The organism is Halobacillus sp. A5, from assembly GCF_024189315.1.
In the GTDB taxonomy this organism is placed as follows: domain Bacteria; phylum Bacillota; class Bacilli; order Bacillales; family Halobacillaceae; genus Halobacillus_A.
The window spans coordinates 34,798-50,650 of sequence record NZ_JAIZEO010000010.1; the positions used below are offsets into that span (position 1 = coordinate 34,798).

General features: G+C 43.0%; 18 protein-coding genes and 1 rRNA gene. 1 reads left to right on the forward strand and 18 read right to left on the reverse strand.

Annotation, left to right across the window (positions count from 1 at the left end; all coding sequences use genetic code 11):
* Window positions 1-100 precede the first annotated feature (100 nt).
* From yabG to metG, 6 genes are all read right to left on the reverse strand, one after another.
* Complete coding sequence (gene yabG, locus LF822_RS22565) at window positions 101-973, reverse strand: sporulation peptidase YabG (RefSeq protein WP_253926340.1); 873 nt, start codon at window positions 971-973, stop codon at window positions 101-103.
* Between the two features lie 56 nt (window positions 974-1,029).
* Window positions 1,030-1,902 carry a 16S rRNA (adenine(1518)-N(6)/adenine(1519)-N(6))-dimethyltransferase RsmA gene (gene rsmA, locus LF822_RS22570; protein ID WP_253926341.1) on the reverse strand — a complete coding sequence of 291 codons (873 nt, stop codon included), beginning with the start codon at window positions 1,900-1,902 and terminating at the stop codon, window positions 1,030-1,032.
* Window positions 1,892-2,455 carry a ribonuclease M5 gene (rnmV, locus tag LF822_RS22575; protein WP_253926343.1) on the reverse strand — a complete coding sequence of 188 codons (564 nt, stop codon included), beginning with the start codon at window positions 2,453-2,455 and terminating at the stop codon, window positions 1,892-1,894. Before rnmV ends, rsmA begins: the two co-directional genes overlap by 11 nt.
* Window positions 2,456-2,546: 91 nt before the next feature.
* On the reverse strand, window positions 2,547-3,830 hold the full coding sequence (locus tag LF822_RS22580) for a G5 and 3D domain-containing protein (RefSeq protein WP_253926345.1): 1,284 nt from the start codon (window positions 3,828-3,830) through the stop codon (window positions 2,547-2,549).
* A gap of 212 nt (window positions 3,831-4,042) precedes the next feature.
* Window positions 4,043-4,813, reverse strand: coding sequence for a TatD family hydrolase (locus LF822_RS22585; RefSeq protein WP_253926360.1), 771 nt, complete (start codon window positions 4,811-4,813; stop codon window positions 4,043-4,045).
* A gap of 67 nt (window positions 4,814-4,880) precedes the next feature.
* Window positions 4,881-6,836 carry a methionine--tRNA ligase gene (gene metG / locus LF822_RS22590; protein ID WP_253926361.1) on the reverse strand — a complete coding sequence of 652 codons (1,956 nt, stop codon included), beginning with the start codon at window positions 6,834-6,836 and terminating at the stop codon, window positions 4,881-4,883.
* Window positions 6,837-7,252: 416 nt separating this feature from the next.
* Here metG and LF822_RS22595 point away from each other — a divergent pair, with 416 nt between their 5' ends.
* Complete coding sequence (locus LF822_RS22595) at window positions 7,253-7,534, forward strand: transition state genes transcriptional regulator AbrB (RefSeq protein WP_253926362.1); 282 nt, start codon at window positions 7,253-7,255, stop codon at window positions 7,532-7,534.
* A 103-nt stretch (window positions 7,535-7,637) separates the two neighbouring features.
* Here the strand turns inward: LF822_RS22595 and rsmI are convergent, their stop codons facing one another.
* The 12 genes from rsmI to rrf all read right to left on the reverse strand — a co-directional run bounded on the left by rsmI (window position 7,638) and on the right by rrf (window position 15,682).
* A complete protein-coding gene (rsmI, locus tag LF822_RS22600) occupies window positions 7,638-8,513 on the reverse strand; it encodes a 16S rRNA (cytidine(1402)-2'-O)-methyltransferase (RefSeq protein ID WP_253926363.1) in 876 nt (291 codons plus the stop codon).
* Window positions 8,482-8,778 (reverse strand): GIY-YIG nuclease family protein, encoded by a 297-nt coding sequence (locus tag LF822_RS22605; RefSeq protein WP_253926364.1) that lies wholly within the window; start codon window positions 8,776-8,778, stop codon window positions 8,482-8,484. Before LF822_RS22605 ends, rsmI begins: the two co-directional genes overlap by 32 nt.
* Window positions 8,768-9,514, reverse strand: a complete 747-nt coding sequence (locus tag LF822_RS22610; protein WP_253926366.1) for a tRNA1(Val) (adenine(37)-N6)-methyltransferase — start codon at window positions 9,512-9,514, stop codon at window positions 8,768-8,770. Before LF822_RS22610 ends, LF822_RS22605 begins: the two co-directional genes overlap by 11 nt.
* Before the next feature lie 224 nt (window positions 9,515-9,738).
* Window positions 9,739-10,083 (reverse strand): DNA replication initiation control protein YabA, encoded by a 345-nt coding sequence (yabA, locus tag LF822_RS22615; protein ID WP_253926379.1) that lies wholly within the window; start codon window positions 10,081-10,083, stop codon window positions 9,739-9,741.
* A 16-nt stretch (window positions 10,084-10,099) separates the two neighbouring features.
* On the reverse strand, window positions 10,100-10,927 hold the full coding sequence (locus LF822_RS22620; protein WP_253926367.1) for a PSP1 domain-containing protein: 828 nt from the start codon (window positions 10,925-10,927) through the stop codon (window positions 10,100-10,102).
* Between the two features lie 7 nt (window positions 10,928-10,934).
* A complete protein-coding gene (gene holB, locus LF822_RS22625; protein WP_253926369.1) occupies window positions 10,935-11,921 on the reverse strand; it encodes a DNA polymerase III subunit delta' in 987 nt (328 codons plus the stop codon).
* 13 nt (window positions 11,922-11,934) lie between these two features.
* Window positions 11,935-12,375: a YaaR family protein gene (locus LF822_RS22630; RefSeq protein ID WP_253926370.1), complete on the reverse strand. Its 441-nt coding sequence runs from the start codon at window positions 12,373-12,375 to the stop codon at window positions 11,935-11,937.
* Window positions 12,376-12,388: 13 nt separating this feature from the next.
* Entirely contained in the window at window positions 12,389-12,718 is a 330-nt protein-coding gene (locus LF822_RS22635) for a cyclic-di-AMP receptor (protein ID WP_253926371.1), read from the reverse strand.
* 44 nt (window positions 12,719-12,762) lie between these two features.
* Entirely contained in the window at window positions 12,763-13,395 is a 633-nt protein-coding gene (tmk, locus tag LF822_RS22640; protein WP_253926383.1) for a dTMP kinase, read from the reverse strand.
* Window positions 13,396-13,411: 16 nt separating this feature from the next.
* Window positions 13,412-14,836: an aminotransferase class I/II-fold pyridoxal phosphate-dependent enzyme gene (locus LF822_RS22645; protein WP_253926372.1), complete on the reverse strand. Its 1,425-nt coding sequence runs from the start codon at window positions 14,834-14,836 to the stop codon at window positions 13,412-13,414.
* A gap of 93 nt (window positions 14,837-14,929) precedes the next feature.
* Window positions 14,930-15,112, reverse strand: coding sequence for a sigma factor G inhibitor Gin (locus tag LF822_RS22650; RefSeq protein WP_253926374.1), 183 nt, complete (start codon window positions 15,110-15,112; stop codon window positions 14,930-14,932).
* A gap of 456 nt (window positions 15,113-15,568) precedes the next feature.
* Window positions 15,569-15,682, reverse strand: a 5S ribosomal RNA gene (rrf, locus tag LF822_RS22655).
* Between the last annotated feature and the right edge of the window lie 171 nt (window positions 15,683-15,853).

The following is a 15,853-nucleotide window of genomic DNA, read 5'->3' on the forward strand; positions in this document are numbered from 1 at the left end:
TAATATTACTTGAATTAGAGGTTATTTTGTAAATTTAATAAGTTTGTATTTTATCAGTAGACAATCGTCGGTAAATCCCTTTATAGTCCTGCATATTATGCTAATTTTCGACATCTTCAGAATAGGGCATTCCTATTCTTAATAATCCTCTTGTCTGCAGACCGCCTAACCCTTTTTCACCGCTGATCGTATTACGAACCACTTCCCAAATATTAATGTGGTCCATAAAAGAAGTATAAGCTACCCGTGCCGCTACATATACTGGATCAATAGCATGAATGTTGACTCTGGCTGGGGAGCTGGCAAAATTAGCACCTGCTTTAATAATCGATTCGAAATGAGATTGACAGGCTCCGGCAAATATCACTAAATGATCGAAATGAGGGTAGTGCTGTCTTAGGTTTCGCACCGCCTCAACGAAGTACTTTGAATTGCGGTAGGATTCCAGTTCTCTTATTGAACCTTTTGCTTTGGAGTATGCATCGTGACCCGTCAGCACGATGATTTCAGGCTGAATCTTCTGTACAAGGGCAGTCACTTCAGAAGGCATATTCTTCTCCTGAATATATTGGCCGTGTACTTGCAGGCCCAGCTGTTCATACAATTGAACACATTTTTTTAAAAATAACGGATCACCGTCAATATGGAGGATTCTTGGGGAAATTTGAAAGTAATTCAATTTTTCTTCCAGGTTTTCATAACCGCCTCCAGCTTCCACCTCCCGTTTTTCCTTAAGCAGGCGGTAGTCTTGACGAAAGAGACGATACGAACAAGCCTCTTGTTTATTTATATGTGTTTTTCGCTCTTCGTATTCAGATCCAGTGATTTTTTTTAGATCTTCAAGAGGAGCATCCGCTTGTAGTCGGACGTGTTCACCAATTAATTTCACCATTGAGCCTTCAATGGAGTAAACTCGAAATAAAACGTCATGGTCATATGATTTTCTGGTTACCAGGTCTCCATGTGTTAACATCCGCATCCCACCTCACAGCAAGCACTACATTAGTCTATGTGTGAGTTCTCTACCTGTTACTTTTCGTAAAAGTGACGGGCTAGCTCGGCGAATTCCTCCATAGAAAGCGATTCCCCGCGGCGTCCGGGATCAATGCCTGCAGCATCAAGACGTACTCTGATCTGCTGCTTATCCATTGTTGCTTTAAAATGGCGGGCTAAGTTGTTCATTAATGTCTTTCTTCTCTGCCCGAAAGTCGCCTGGACAAGGTCAAAGAAAAATTCCTCATTCTCAACTTCTACAGGAGGCACGTGGCGCATTTTTAAATGTAAAACCGAGGAATCGACATTTGGCTGGGGCATAAACACTGTCTTTGGTACAGTCATAGCTACTTCTGCCTCCGTGTAATACTGGACGGCAATCGATAAGGAACCATAACTTTTCGAGTTAGGAGAAGCGGCCATACGTTCTGCGACTTCTTTCTGAATCATTACAGTAATGCTTTCTACCGGCAGACGATCCATCAGCAGCTTCATTAAAATGGGTGTAGTGATGTAATAAGGCAGGTTGGCGACTACTTTAACAGGCTGTCCTTCTTTAAACTTCAGTTCCATCACTTCCCTGACATCGGCCTGCAGAATGTCCTGATTGATTACGCTCACGTTTTGATAAGCCTCCAGTGTATTCTCCAGGATAGGAAGAAGGCGCTGATCAATTTCAAATGCCACGACCCGGTCAGCGTGGATGGCGAGCTGTTCAGTTAATGCGCCGATTCCAGGGCCAATCTCTATAGCTCCAGATTCACGGTCTATACCCGCATGTTCTATAATATTTTTCAAAATATTAACGTCGATTAAAAAGTTTTGACCCAGGCTTTTTTTGAATGCAAAGCCATACGTGTCGAGAATTTCTTTCGTGCGAGTTGGTGTTGCTACAGCTTTATTTCTCATCTTTTTCCTCCTGAACAATTTGATTCATGGCTTCCTGCAATTGCTCTTTTGAAATTTGAAACATATTCAAACGCTTCAAAAGCTGCTTACCGTTCGTCTTTCCTATGCGAAGTATGAGGCCGAGCTTCTCTCTTCGCTCACGGGACCGTGGGCCGCCGATCAATCCGTATGTCACGAGTTCGTCTTTTTCTATCATTCCCGCGTCCTGCTCGGTCAACTCATAGACGCCCCGCAGTGCTTCTATTATATCCTCCGTACTGGCATGCTCTACACCGATTCCTTTATCGTGTTTAGCTCTTGCCAGCTCCTTAGGAAGAAAGGCATGTTTACACCCTGGCACATGCTCAGAAACGATGTGCCGGATCCGCTCACCTGGATAATCGGGATCTGTGAAAATAATAACGCCCCGCTTCTGCTGAGCCAGCTCTATTCGCTCCAGTACCTCTCTATCAATAGCTGAACCCTGCGTTTCAATTGTATCTGCATCAACTGCCTGTTGAATTCTTGCCGTATCATCTCTGCCTTCTACGACAATCACTTCTTTAATTTTCAATCGTATTTCCTCCATCAATCTCTCGTATAATCTTCCATATCATAGCATAGAAAAAAAGCAGAGGAAACGACCTTCCTCTGCTTGCTGGTTATTAATCTAACACTTTTACGTCCACCGTTTTGCTTCCAAAGCTTTGAGCTTCTCCCGTAGAAGCAACGTGAACATCAATCTTATTTCCTTTTATCGCACCGCCGGTATCTCCTGCAACTGCAGTTCCATAACCCTCGACCCAAACCTCACTGCCAAGAGGAATGACACTTGGATCCACAGCGATGACTTTCTTGCCAGGGTTGGAATTCAAATCAATACCTGTAGCCGTTTTTCCAGTACAGCCGGAACAGCTGGCTGTATATGCTGTAGCCTTCATTTTCATTGTGTTTGAACTACTTTCTTCTTCTTTAGAAGAACTCGAATGGTCCTCTTTAGAAGAGGAATCCGAAGAAGTCGAAACTAATGTAGGTTCGGAGGAATTCGACTTGTTATCTTCCTCTGGTCTCGACTGCTCAGGTGCCGATTCTTCTTTAGTTCCCAGAGCTACTACTTCATCTATACTTTCTTTATCTACCTTTTCTTTCACTAATTCACGTTTTGACTCTTTTCCATTTTTAATAATAATTTCAAATTCTTTCGTTACCTTGCCGTCTTCGCCGGAAGTCACTACTTTTTCTTCACCATTCGGAAGGGAGTCATCTTTCTCTGTTACCACTTTATACTCCACATCTTCTTCAATGGTTTCTGTCTTTTTCTCAATGCGTGTTATATCAAGATGATCATTTTGGTGCAGGGATTCGTTTTTCTTCATATTTAGTTCATCAAGTTCGCCTAAATTAATATGTTCTGAATCCAGTAACTCATCGACTGTAGAAGCGGTCGTCCACACTTCTTCTTCCTCTCCGCCGTCATTGAGCGTTATCTGGATCGCTCGATCAACAGTGATCCCCATCTCTTCTTCAATAGGAGCCCTGGAGTCATGCGATATTTCATCATGCTCCTTCCACTCGAGTTCCTGTTCTTCAAAGAATTCACCTACTGTGGAAGCAGTGGTATGAAATTGCTTCGTATCATCATTTATGGCTAAGTTAATGGATTTAGAAGCTATGTATTCAACATCCATTCCGTATTCAATAGGTTCTGATAATTCATGTGAAAGCCGGTCATGGGCTTCGGGTTTAATATCAAGTTCCTGTAATAAATCCTCGAAAGTCTGAGCATGAGTGCGAATCACCTGAGTTTCCCCGTCGTGTGTCACCTTCACTGAAGCCTTCGTTGCTTCATACGTAACGAATCCAAGAAAAGTAATGGTAAAGGCTGAAATTATCAGGGTCCACATTAATGCAGAAGTTATTGCTGCTTTAGTGTTCTTCATAAGTTTCATAGTTCCTTCCTCCTTTCATTCGTCCACGTTTTTCTAAAAATATGACAATCGTTTTTCAAAGAATATTCTGTCTAAATAAAAAAGAGTCAGCATTCACTCTGCTGACTCTTAACATTATGCACTTTTACCTAGTTAATTAACATAACAAGCATGTTACAGTTCCTATACAGATTGTTAACCCCATTGTAATATTAGTTCTAAAGTCCTCCAATTTATGGCTTAATCCGGAAAAAATTGAGCGCATTCTCGGTTGTTCGCGCACTCACTTCTTCGTAGGAAAGCCCCTTTATTTCAGCGACCTGTTCCGCTACAAGCTTGACGTAAGCCGGTTCGTTTCTCTTTCCTCTGTTCGGATGAGGAGCTAGAAACGGGCAGTCGGTTTCGACAAGCATATGCTCCAAATCGATGGCTTCCGCTACCTGTTTAGGCAGCTTGGCGTTTTTAAAAGTCACTGGACCCCCAAGTGAAATCATAAAGTTCATTTCCACACATTCCTTCGCCGTCTCAACAGGCCCGCTGTAGCAATGCATGATCCCTCCGACTTCAGCAGCATTTTCTTCTCTTAATATCTCCACAATATCTTCTGTAGCTTCGCGGTTGTGAATTATGACCGGCATCTTCACCTTCCTGGCAAGCCGGATCTGACGCCGAAACACATCTTTCTGCACATCTGCCGGCGATTTGTCCCAGTGATAATCGAGACCCATTTCTCCGATCGCTACGACCTTAGGATGTGCGGATAACTCCTCTATCCACTGCAGGTCTTCATCCGTCATATCTACGGCATCTACGGGGTGCCACCCTACTGCTGCATAAATATGATCGTGATTTTCAGCGATTTGGATCGCGAGTGGTATGGTTTTTCGATCAAAACCCACGACGGTCATATACTTTACTCCCGCTTCACGGGCTCTGTCGATCGTTTCCTCTAAATCATCCTCGAATTGATCTGCGTTTAAATGAACATGGGTATCAAATAACATTGTGATCCTCCTCATTAATAAGAAAAGGGAAAAGCCTTTAACCCTGCTTTTCCCCTTGATTTGTCATTTATTTTACTTTGGCTCCATTTGGAAGAGTCTGATCAATGGACGCTAAAGCTAATTTGCCCTGATCGTCTTCACCAGCTAAAATCATACCCTGAGAGAGCTCGCCGCGCAGCTTCACAGGTTTTAAGTTCGTTACGCAGATGACCTTCTTCCCTGTCAGCTCTTCTTCACCATAATGCTGAGCAATACCGGAGACTACCTGACGCTTCTCCCCACCAAGGTCAAGCTGAAGCTTCAAAAGCTTATCTGCCTTTTTCACTTTTTCCACTTTCGTGACTTCTGCCACACGGAAATCAAGCTTCATGAAGTCATCAATGGTCACTTCCTCAGGCTGGTCCTTCTTCGCTTTTTCTTTCTTCTCCTGAACTGGCGCTGCCGGTTTTTTCATCATGTTTTTAATGGTCTGTACTTCTTCCTCTGCCTCAAGACGAGGGAAAATAGGGTCGTCTTTCTGTACCGCAGACTGCAGACCTTTGAATTCAGCAATGCTGTTCCACTCTTTATCCTGTTCATTCGCTACACCAAGCTGTTTGAAAATCTTCTCTGGTGTTTCCGTTAAGAACGGCTGAAGCATAACAGCAATATGACGCAGTGACTCTGCCAGGTGAGCCATAACATTGCCTAAACGTCGCTGATTCGCTTCGTCTTTGGCTAATACCCACGGCTGCGTTTCATCAATATATTTGTTCGTACGGCTGACGAACTTCCATAAATCAGCTAGAGCCACAGAGAACTCCATATTTTCAAGTGATTCCTCGACTGCTTCCTTCGTTTCCTGCGCAAGCTTCTCAAGGTGCTGATCATACTCATCCTCTGCCAGGGTAAGCTCTGGAATGTCTCCGTCAAAATATTTATTAATCATAGCGACTGTACGGTTCAGAAGATTTCCTAAATCATTCGCCAAATCATAATTTGTCCGCTCCACAAAGGCTTCCGGCGTAAAGACACCATCAGAACCAAACGGAACTTCGCGCAGCAGGTAGTAGCGCAGCGCATCAAGACCATAGCGGTCGCTTAATTGAACAGGGTCAACAACATTGCCTTTTGATTTGGACATTTTGCCGTCCTTCATGAGGATCCAGCCATGAGCAAATACTTTTTTCGGTAACGGCAGGTCAAGCGCCATCAGCATAATCGGCCAATATATCGTGTGGAAACGCACAATTTCCTTTCCTACAAGATGGACATCTGCCGGCCAATATTTTTGATAAAGCTCGTCATTATCACTGTCGTAGCCTAACGCTGAAATATAATTGCTTAAGGCATCGATCCATACATAAACGACATGCTTGTCGTTTGATGGAACCCTCACTCCCCAGTCAAAGGTAGTTCTCGACACAGCGAGGTCTTCAAGCCCAGGTTTAATAAAGTTATTAATCATTTCATTCTTACGGCTTTCCGGCTGAATGAACGTTGGATTTTTTTCATAGAACTCCAGCAGCTGATCCACGTATTTACTCATTTTAAAGAAATAAGATTCTTCTTTTACTTTTTCGACAGGACCACCGCAGTCCGGACAGTGTCCGTCTTCAAGCTGTCGTTCCGTAAAGAAAGACTCACAGGGCGTGCAGTACCAGCCTTCATACTCATCAAGGTAAATATCACCTTTTTCAAGCAGGTATTCAAAAATTTTGGCTACTACTTTCTTATGACGATCCTGAGTTGTTCGGATAAAATCATCATATGAAATATCCAGCTTGTCCCAAAGGTCTTTAATGCCGGTTACAATATCATCGACGTAAGCCTGAGGAGTCACGCCGGCATCTTCGGCTTTCCGCTGAATCTTCTGTCCGTGCTCATCCGTCCCAGTCAAGTACATGACGTCAAATCCGCGAAGCCGCTTATAACGTGCCATCGCGTCTCCTGCCACTGTTGTATAAGCGTGGCCTATATGCAAGTTACCGCTTGGGTAGTAAATTGGTGTAGTAATATAAAATGTCTTCTTATCCTCTGACATCATGTGCCCTCCTCATTTTCAAACATTCATACAGTGTATTGTACCATTCTTTTCGGTTAATTTCTGTATAACCATATCTAACTCTAAAATATACCGAATCCTTAACGAAAATGTCAAAAATTCAATCATCTTATGAAAACAAATTTGTAGGACGTTGAGGTATTATTTGATAAACTACTAATAAACCCCATTGGATATATAAACCAATTTTGGAATGTATGAATTCGCTCAATGTATATATATTGAGCGTTAATTCTTATTTCACAACTACTTTTATATACCCTGTACGGTATGTGATGTCAAGAAATTTTGGAAATTAAGTGAATTGACAGCTTTGGGAAACGTTGGTACTATATAGTGCGAGACATATGTCGATATTTGACGAATAACTTTTGATTGAGGGGAGACAAAAAAACATGAAATCTACAGGTATTGTACGTAAAGTCGACGAGTTGGGGCGCGTAGTAATTCCGATTGAACTGCGCCGCACACTAGGAATCAATGAGAAAGACGCATTAGAGATTTATGTTGACGATGACCGCATTGTTCTAAAAAAATATAAACCGAACATGACTTGTCACGTCACAGGGGAAGTGTCTGACGAGAATATGAAGCTTGCCAACGGCAACCTTGTATTAAGCAAAGAAGGAGCTAATATGCTGCTTCAGGAAATTCAAGGACAGTTAAACAACAAATAATATAGAGAGATCGATGATTACTGCTGGTTAATTAATATTGACATTTGACATATGCTCGGACAACAAAGCCCTTACTTTCTAACAGTAAGGGCTGATTTTTTTACTATTCATTCACGTGATAGGCTTGATAAACATCCCGCTTCTGCATTTTTCGGTCGAGCGCTGTCTGCTTAATTGCCTCTTTTGACTTTAGATTTTTTTCGTTTATATAATACTCCACGTGATCCATAAGGGATAAATGGGTCCACCAGAACGAGTCTTCCGTCTGCGTTTCACTAGTTCCTTCCACAATGACACAAAATTCGCCCCGGACTACTTCTTGATTTGCCCATTCGTGCAGTTCTTCAATAGACCCACGGACATACTCTTCATATTTCTTCGTCAACTCCCGGACAAGAGCGGCCCGCCGGCTGCCAAACTGCTGATGCACGTGCTCCAGCATCTCTTTTAACCGGTGAGGGGATTCATAGAAAATCAGCGTGGCTTTCTCTTTCTTAAGTTCTTCCAATGCAGCAAGGCGATCTTTTTTCTTACGTGGCAAAAAGCCACAAAAGCGGAAGTCCTCCGTCGAAAGTCCTGAACCGACAAGAGCCGGAAGAGCCGCATTCGCCCCTGGAAGAACGACGACTGGGAATTCCTCCTCTGCAGCCATTTGCACAAGATCAGCACCTGGATCAGAAATTCCCGGCATCCCGGCATCACTGACTACCGCTACATCCTCTCCGGCTTGAAGCCGGTCTATCAGCTGTGGCCCACGTAATTGTTTATTATGTTCATGGTAGCTTATTAACGGTGTTGCTATTTCAAAATAGTGAAGCAGCTTTTTGGTATTTCTCGTATCTTCAGCCGCAATGACTGAAGCTTCGTTTAACACAGAAACGGCCCGGTAAGTCATGTCTTCTAAATTTCCAATCGGCGTCGGCACGATAAACAGCGTCCCTCTTCCTTCATGGTTGGAGTAGCTCTTTTGAATATTCATTCCGTAACCCTCCCTCCTGCTCTAAAATCCACGTTTCTTTTCTCAATCTTGACCATTGTTTTATTCGATACTCCTGCTGCATCGCTTCCGTCTTGGAATTAAACTGCTGGCAGTATTCAAGGCTGAAGGGGCCCCGCCCCCGCGTATACTTCGCCCCTTTACCGAGAACGTGTTTCTTCAGGCGGACTGATAAATCATTCGTATAGCCTGTATACAAGGTTTGATCCTTACAGCGAATAATATAAACATAATGATTACCTGCCATGATATAGAATCTCCCTGAACTCTTCACTGTACTCCCCATTCTCCTTATGGGTAAACAGGGGAGGCAGAAATTTAAGATCAGGCTTTCCGTCGCGCGTCCCCTCAATCAAAAGCACGTTGGCTTCTTTTCCCCGCTTAGGATGGACCATTTGAATGCGTTTTGGCTCCAGCTGATACTTTCGAAATAAAGTAATAATATCAGCCAGACGCCCCGGACGATGCACAAGTGAAACTTTTCCCCCTGATTTCGTCAAACGGCTGCACGATTTCACTACATCTTCAAGTGAGCAGTAAATTTCATGACGGGCAATGGCTAAGTGTTCATTGATATTTCTTTTATCATGAGCGGGGGTTGGGAAATAAGGGGGGTTGCAGGTCACAAGGTCGTATTTCCCGTTACCCAGCGTCTTGGGCATATCCTTTAGATCACCGTGAATCATGGTCAGCTGTTCTTCTAATTGATTGAGCTCGATATTACGTACAGCCATATCATAGAGCCGCTCCTGAAGCTCCACCCCTGTAATAGGAACTTGAGATCTTCTCGATAAAAATAGAGGTACAACTCCATTTCCTGTACAAAGGTCCAGGATTCTGCCGCGCGTTCGTGGAACGGAGGTAAAGCGTGCCAAAAAAACCGCGTCAATAGAAAACGCAAAGACGGAATCACTTTGAATTATTCTCATGTTCTCTTCTGCTAATAAAAAGTCGATGCGTTCATCGCCTTTTAACTTCACCATACGTCTGCACTTCCTTTAATCTTAACGGTCTTTATTTTTCTCACGTAACAATAATTCTGATCTCGAGGAGCCTCGACGGCTGCCCGAGGAAAGCGGACTGTTTTCCCTGCCCCTCCCAGCCATTAGCTTTTCAAGTCTTCAAGAAAAGAGGGGCTTTACTTGAATAAATCAGAAAAAGAGAGCCTTTCCTTATGTGTATAAAGGAAAGGCCTGGACCCATAGAATTATTTTTTGTTTAAAAATGAGAGGCAGAATAAACAATCTTCATCACGTGGACTGCCAAAATGCAAGTTACAGATATGAAAGCCTTCTTCATATAAACGGGCTAAATTGTCGTATCCTTCCCCGACCACCGTTCCCTTTTCATTCTTCGATTTAGAATCTGACTGCTCCACAATTTCATTTTCATGGTCTAAACGCTGACGAAGATGGTGATTCTCAAGCGACAAGTGCTGATTTTCTTCTAGTAAATAAGCAAGCTGCTTCTTTAAATCACCTAATTGTTCATAAAGCTCGCCAATCTGCGTTTCTAAGTGAGATACTTGTTCAAATATAGCTTTCTTGTTCACGCTTGACTCCACCCCGTCATTCTGTGGCTTCGGTTTGAACGATACCTTCATCGATCAGCTCCTGTAAGGAATATTCCAGCGTTCGTTCCTGCTCACGAAATTCGACTTGAACAAGCCGTTCCAGCATATTGAGACCGACCACCTTACCTTTTCCGTAAGAAGTAGCAATCGCTTCCCCAATATCCGGAAGCTCTTTCTTAGCGGATTCGTATTCGTCGTTCTCATACTTCAGACAACACATCAGTCGACCACATAAGCCGGAAATCTTTGCTGGATTTAAAGATAAGTTTTGATCTTTTGCCATTTTTATAGATACAGGCTCAAAATCACCCAGAAAAGTCGAGCAACAAAGCATACGTCCGCAAGGCCCTATGCCTCCCAGCATTTTAGCTTCGTCACGAACTCCAATCTGCCGTAATTCAATTCGTGTTTTAAATACAGACGCTAAATCCTTAACGAGTGTTCTGAAATCAACTCGTCCGTCTGCGGTAAAGTAAAAGATTACTTTCTTTCGATCAAACGTATATTCTACATCTACTAGGTTCATGTCCAATTTATGTTCACGTATTTTACTTACACAAACTCGATAAGCTTCGTCAGAAATCTCTTTATTCTCATCGACAGACAGCTTGTCTTTCTCATCCGCCTTGCGCATTACTTTTTTCAATGGCAAAACAACGTCTTCTTCTTCGACCTGTCGATTAGCAATAACGACCTTCCCGAATTCAATCCCTCGAACCGTTTCCACGATGACATAATCATCGGTCGTTAAATGGCATTCGCCAGGATCAAAGTAATATATTTTTCCCGCCTGTTTGAATCGGACACCTACAACTTCGATCACTATATAATCACCTCTGCAGTTGAAGTGTAAGCTGCTCCATCACGAGTGTCGGATGGACATTCTGATTTATTTTTCGTTTCGCCTCAAGTATCAAAGATAAGGAATGAGCAGCAGACTGCCGCGACCAATGAAACGATGCTTGTTCCCTTTTTTCTCTCTCCTGCTGAAAAACAATGGATTGCTCACGGTCCAAATTGTAATGAATCAAATCATGGAACCAAAGCATCAGGACATCTAACCCAATCTGTAACTGTTTTCTTTCTTTAAAATGAGGCATCCACTGATGGTTGATAAATAAAAGTCCTTCATTAGGTTTGTTAAGAAGCACTTCAACTAATTGTATCACTAATTTTCGCACATTAGCAAACCACTCATCATCATTTAATTCTTGAGCCTCTGCTAAATTATTTGTCAAAGATGCGAGGATTTTGGCGTTTGATTTTGAAACACCCTCGTGCTCTAATTGCTGCTCAATTCTTTCTGGGTTCAGCGGCTGAAAGGCAAGCAGCTGACACCTTGACCGAATCGTGTTTAACATCGCCTGACTGTTTTCCGTTAAAAGAATCGCCGTCGTCTGCTGGCTCGGTTCTTCAAGAAATTTAAGCAGGCGGTTGGATGCATTGGTCGTCATTTTGTCAGCGTCGACAATAATATAAACCTTTCGATTGGACTCAAGGCCAGTATATGTGAATTCTTTCTGCAAATTAAGGATCTGTTCTTTTTTAATCGATTGACCATCAGGCTCCACCCAATGAAGGTCAGGGTGATTGCCTGAATCAATCCGTCTGCATTCAATACACTGCTGACAGGGCTCTACACCATCTTTCTCTTTACAAAAGATACTCTTCGCAAATAACGCACTCATATCACGTTTCCCTGTGCCGCGGTCCCCTTGAAATAAATAAGCATGGGAAATACGGCGCTTCTTAAAGCTGTTGGTCAGCATTTGAGTAACTAAAGGCTGTATTTCTTTCAATTCTGTCCATGTCGACATAAGCTTTCCGTCCTTAAGTATATAAGTTAACTAATAACCCTTTAATTTCTCCTATAATACCGAGAAGATCAATTGACCTTCTTTCCTGATCCATAACCGCTTCCGTCAGCTCTGCTAATCGTTCATCGACTGATTCCACAATCGTTAACTTTCTCCCGCGCCCATTGATGTCAAAGCTGTGGCTCTGTTTAACGTTATAGCCGTACTGTACGGCTTCCTCAAGAAAATCTTTGATCAGCCGTTTATATTTAGCTAAATCACGGAAGGATCGAAAGCGGGCCACCTTTTCTCCCTGAGTCGTAATGGTATCCATCAGCTGATTAAGCTGACTTTCATGGAGCTGTCTCGTTTGTGACTGCACCATAGAATCGAAGCTTTGACGGCCTTTATGATTTAACTGAGCTTGCTGCTTTGTACCCTCAAGCTGGGTTCTCACATCCTGCGTGATTTTCATACGTTAACTCCTTTTAAAACTGAAAGAATGAGTCGATGGGCAGAACAAATACAGTAGCCCCGCCTACTTCAACTTTGACAGGCTTTGGAATATAAGAATCGGCATTTCCGCCCATAGGGGAAATAGGCGCCACCATTTGTTCACGCTGGCTGCAGTTTTTGCGAATAATTTCTAAGGCGTTATCTACATCACCATCATCACAGCCGATCATAAATGTAGTGTTTCCCTCTCGCAAAAAACCGCCGGTTGTTGATAATTTCGTCGTCTTTAAATTATTTTCAGATAAAGCATCCGTCAGACGATTACTGTCTTTATCTTGGACAATCGCAATGATCATCTTCATGAGGAAATAACCTCCCATAGGATTTTTTTACTATTATACCAAACTCAGCCATTTGATAAAAATGGCTGAAGTACAGACATAGCGGCTTTTTTCACGTCTTCAATAGGTTGGTCCGCATTAATCGATTGCATACGCTCCGGATACTTTTGAAGCAGGTACAAGTAAGCTTTATATACCTTCTCGTGAAAATCAATGGCCTCCAAATCCAGTCGGTTTTTCTCTCTTTCCTCATTGCTTGCAATTCGCTGCAGGCCTTTGGCAGGTTCAATATTAAAAAATAAGGTTACATCCGGCATACAATCCTCAATCGCAAACTTATTAATTTGATAAACCTCTTCCATTCCTAATCCCCGCGCATAACCTTGATAAGCTAAACTCGAATCTACAAAACGATCGCACAGGACAACCTTGCCTTCCTCTAAAGCTGGAAGGACTTTCTCTACCAGGTGCTGCCTCCGTGCAGCGGCATATAACAAAGCTTCAGTCCGTCCATCCATTGTCGTATGAGTTTTATCTAGAATGACTTGGCGAATGCGCTCCGCGATGTGAATTCCACCCGGCTCTCTTGTTTCTAACACTGAAAGACCGCGGCTTTTTAATTCTTCGCCAATGATTTTTAATATAGAAGATTTCCCGGCTCCATCGCCGCCTTCAAACGTAACAAAAAGACCCTTCACCACAAACATTCTCCTTTTAAAACACCCAAGTCCCCTGTTTAATATCTGTGTTTTGAAAACTTGCTCCCTGCTCATGCAGGCTCTGCACATAATGAATTTGCTGCTCCGTCAATCTTTCTCCTTTTAATATGAAAGGAATACCAGGAGGGTATGGGATGACAGCCTCTGCACAAATCCGTCCTGCGGCCTGGGACCAGTTTACAAACTCAGGGGTTTCCTGCTGCATATCTTGATAACTTAACGCCAAAGACTGTACCTTTGGAATGCTAAGTAGTTCTCTCTTCATTGTACCATGGTCGTCAGGACTTTTTAATTGCCAATTCACTTCACTTAAACGTTTCTTTAATCTGCCCAGTTCTATGCTATGACTAAGTCCGGCTATGAGCAGGACCTGTTTTGTATCAGCGAGCTCCACATAGATCCCCACAGATTCAAGCTTTGCTGCAATATCAAATCCTGTGTACCCTTTCTGAGCTTCTAAGGTGATTTTTAAAGGGTCGTCAAAAAGGTCTACAGGTAGAACCCTATATGGAGCTTCTGCTCCAGCAATCACTTCCCTCATCTTTCCTAAATAGGACAGTAAACTTTCTTTATCCTTTTCTTCAAACGTACTTAAAAAAAGTCGTGCTAAATCTAAGCTTGCCATTAACGGATAGGAGGGACTGCTCGACTGAAGCATTTGCAGATAATACGAAAGCCGTGCCCTGTTCACCCTCTCCCCTGATATATGTAAATAAGAAGACATCGTTAAAGCCGGAGCCATTTTATGAGCGGACTGAACAACCAGATCAGCTCCCGCATGAACGGAGGAGGGGGGAAACGGGTCTCCCAGTGAAAAATGAACTCCATGGGCTTCATCAACAATAACTGGAACATCGTATTGATGCACCGCGTCAATGACTTCTTTAATCGGATAGGCGCGGCCAAAGTAATCCGGATAAGTTAAAATAACAGCAGATGCCCGCGGGTGCAGCTCTAATGCTTCGATGATGACATTCTTATGGAGGAACGAGTACCGGCTGGTATGATCTTCAAACTCAGGAGTAAAGAAAACAGGATCGACTCCCGCCAACTCTAACCCGTGAAGCACCGACTTATGGCAATTTCTCTGGACCAGAACCGTGTCGCCGGGACGACACGCAGCTAAGATGGACGCCATATTGCCGGCAGTACTTCCATTTACTAAGAAATAGGTTTCTTCTGAGCCAAAAAAACGTGCAGCCAAATCTTGTGATTCCTTAATGATTTCCGCCGCTGCATGCAAGTCATCCAGCCCCGGTACTTCCGTAGCATCAATTGAAAGAATACCTTGAAAGATATCGTACCCTTTTTCCGAAAAAACTTCCCCAAACTTATGACCGGGTACGTGGAAAGAGAGTGGTCTTCTTTCTATATGCTGAATGAGCCGTTCATATAATGGAGCGTTGTTGTTGTCCTGCATTGACGTCACCTTCTCTTTAAAATGTCTACTTTAAATGCTACATGAAAGCACCAAAAAAAGACCACCCCTAATTGTTTAAGGATGGAATGGAATCTATGAATAAATCATCGCGCGATGAGCTTTATTCATCTGTTCAATATAAAACTTGTACTTCGGATCGTCTACTGACGTTTGAATCATTTCTTTTTCACAGGAAGAACAAATATAAATGCGGAGTAAATAAATCCCGTCGGCTTTCTGCATGGAACAAATGCTGCAACACTCTTTGCTTTCCATTAGTTTACCTCCTTCAGCTGTCTTTATAAAGACAAGCTATCTTTAACATTAGTATCTCCGAATCTATGAAATCTATACTAATTTCTCAAAGAATTTTTCCGGTAATAGAGGACGGCAGGCTTGGGGTATACAAAACAAAGACGCACGCGTCCGGGTAAACGCGAACGAATAACCGAAACGTCTAAAGGAAGGAGAGGCGGCATGCCCTTTCACAAGTCTCCAAGTTCCATTACTGAGGAAGGAGCAGACAGGAGTGGCTCCGGCACTCGCAGATCAAGGAGGAGTTTTCTCCTGCCCCGATTAAAAGGTTTTTTTCCTGGTCCCTTTTCTTCATATTTTAATAGAGGAACCATGAATGCATCCATTCAAGCTTTTCACCAACCTGTAGAACATATATAATTTCTGAGACAACAAAAAAGCCTTGGAAGCATGTATACTTCTAAGGCTTTTATATTGACGTGGCAGCGTCCTACTCTCACGGGGATCAACCCGACTACCATCGGCGCTGAAGAGCTTAACTGCTGTGTTCGGCATGGGAACAGGTGTGACCTCTTCGCTGTCACCACCACATCATTTGGTTTGAGGTAAACCCTCAAAACTGGATAAGAGGTTATACAACACATCAGGATTCGATTCGTTAATTTTTCACAAAGGGATGTAGTTAAGTCATCGATTGATTAGTATCCGTCAGCTGCACGTGTCGCCACGCTTCCACCTCGGACCTATTGACCTCATCGTCTC

Bases quoted from the DNA above. Each gene is read 5' to 3' on its own strand.
- LF822_RS22650 (WP_253926374.1), bottom strand. From the start codon at position 15,112: ATGGAAAGCAAAGAGTGTTGCAGCATTTGTTCCATGCAGAAAGCCGAC.
- metG (WP_253926361.1), bottom strand. From the start codon at position 6,836: ATGTCAGAGGATAAGAAGACATTTTATATTACTACACCAATTTACTAC.
- LF822_RS22645 (WP_253926372.1), bottom strand. From the start codon at position 14,836: ATGCAGGACAACAACAACGCTCCATTATATGAACGGCTCATTCAGCAT.
- rsmA (WP_253926341.1), bottom strand. From the start codon at position 1,902: ATGAGAAATAAAGCTGTAGCAACACCAACTCGCACGAAAGAAATTCTC.
- LF822_RS22595 (WP_253926362.1), top strand. From the start codon at position 7,253: ATGAAATCTACAGGTATTGTACGTAAAGTCGACGAGTTGGGGCGCGTA.
- LF822_RS22605 (WP_253926364.1), bottom strand. From the start codon at position 8,778: ATGGCAGGTAATCATTATGTTTATATTATTCGCTGTAAGGATCAAACC.
- LF822_RS22585 (WP_253926360.1), bottom strand. From the start codon at position 4,813: ATGTTATTTGATACCCATGTTCATTTAAACGCAGATCAATTCGAGGAT.
- rsmI (WP_253926363.1), bottom strand. From the start codon at position 8,513: ATGAATATTCAAAAGAGCTACTCCAACCATGAAGGAAGAGGGACGCTG.
- LF822_RS22635 (WP_253926371.1), bottom strand. From the start codon at position 12,718: ATGAAGATGATCATTGCGATTGTCCAAGATAAAGACAGTAATCGTCTG.
- yabG (WP_253926340.1), bottom strand. From the start codon at position 973: ATGTTAACACATGGAGACCTGGTAACCAGAAAATCATATGACCATGAC.
- holB (WP_253926369.1), bottom strand. From the start codon at position 11,921: ATGTCGACATGGACAGAATTGAAAGAAATACAGCCTTTAGTTACTCAA.
- LF822_RS22610 (WP_253926366.1), bottom strand. From the start codon at position 9,514: ATGGTGAAGTTAAAAGGCGATGAACGCATCGACTTTTTATTAGCAGAA.
- LF822_RS22580 (WP_253926345.1), bottom strand. From the start codon at position 3,830: ATGAAACTTATGAAGAACACTAAAGCAGCAATAACTTCTGCATTAATG.
- LF822_RS22630 (WP_253926370.1), bottom strand. From the start codon at position 12,375: ATGAAAATCACGCAGGATGTGAGAACCCAGCTTGAGGGTACAAAGCAG.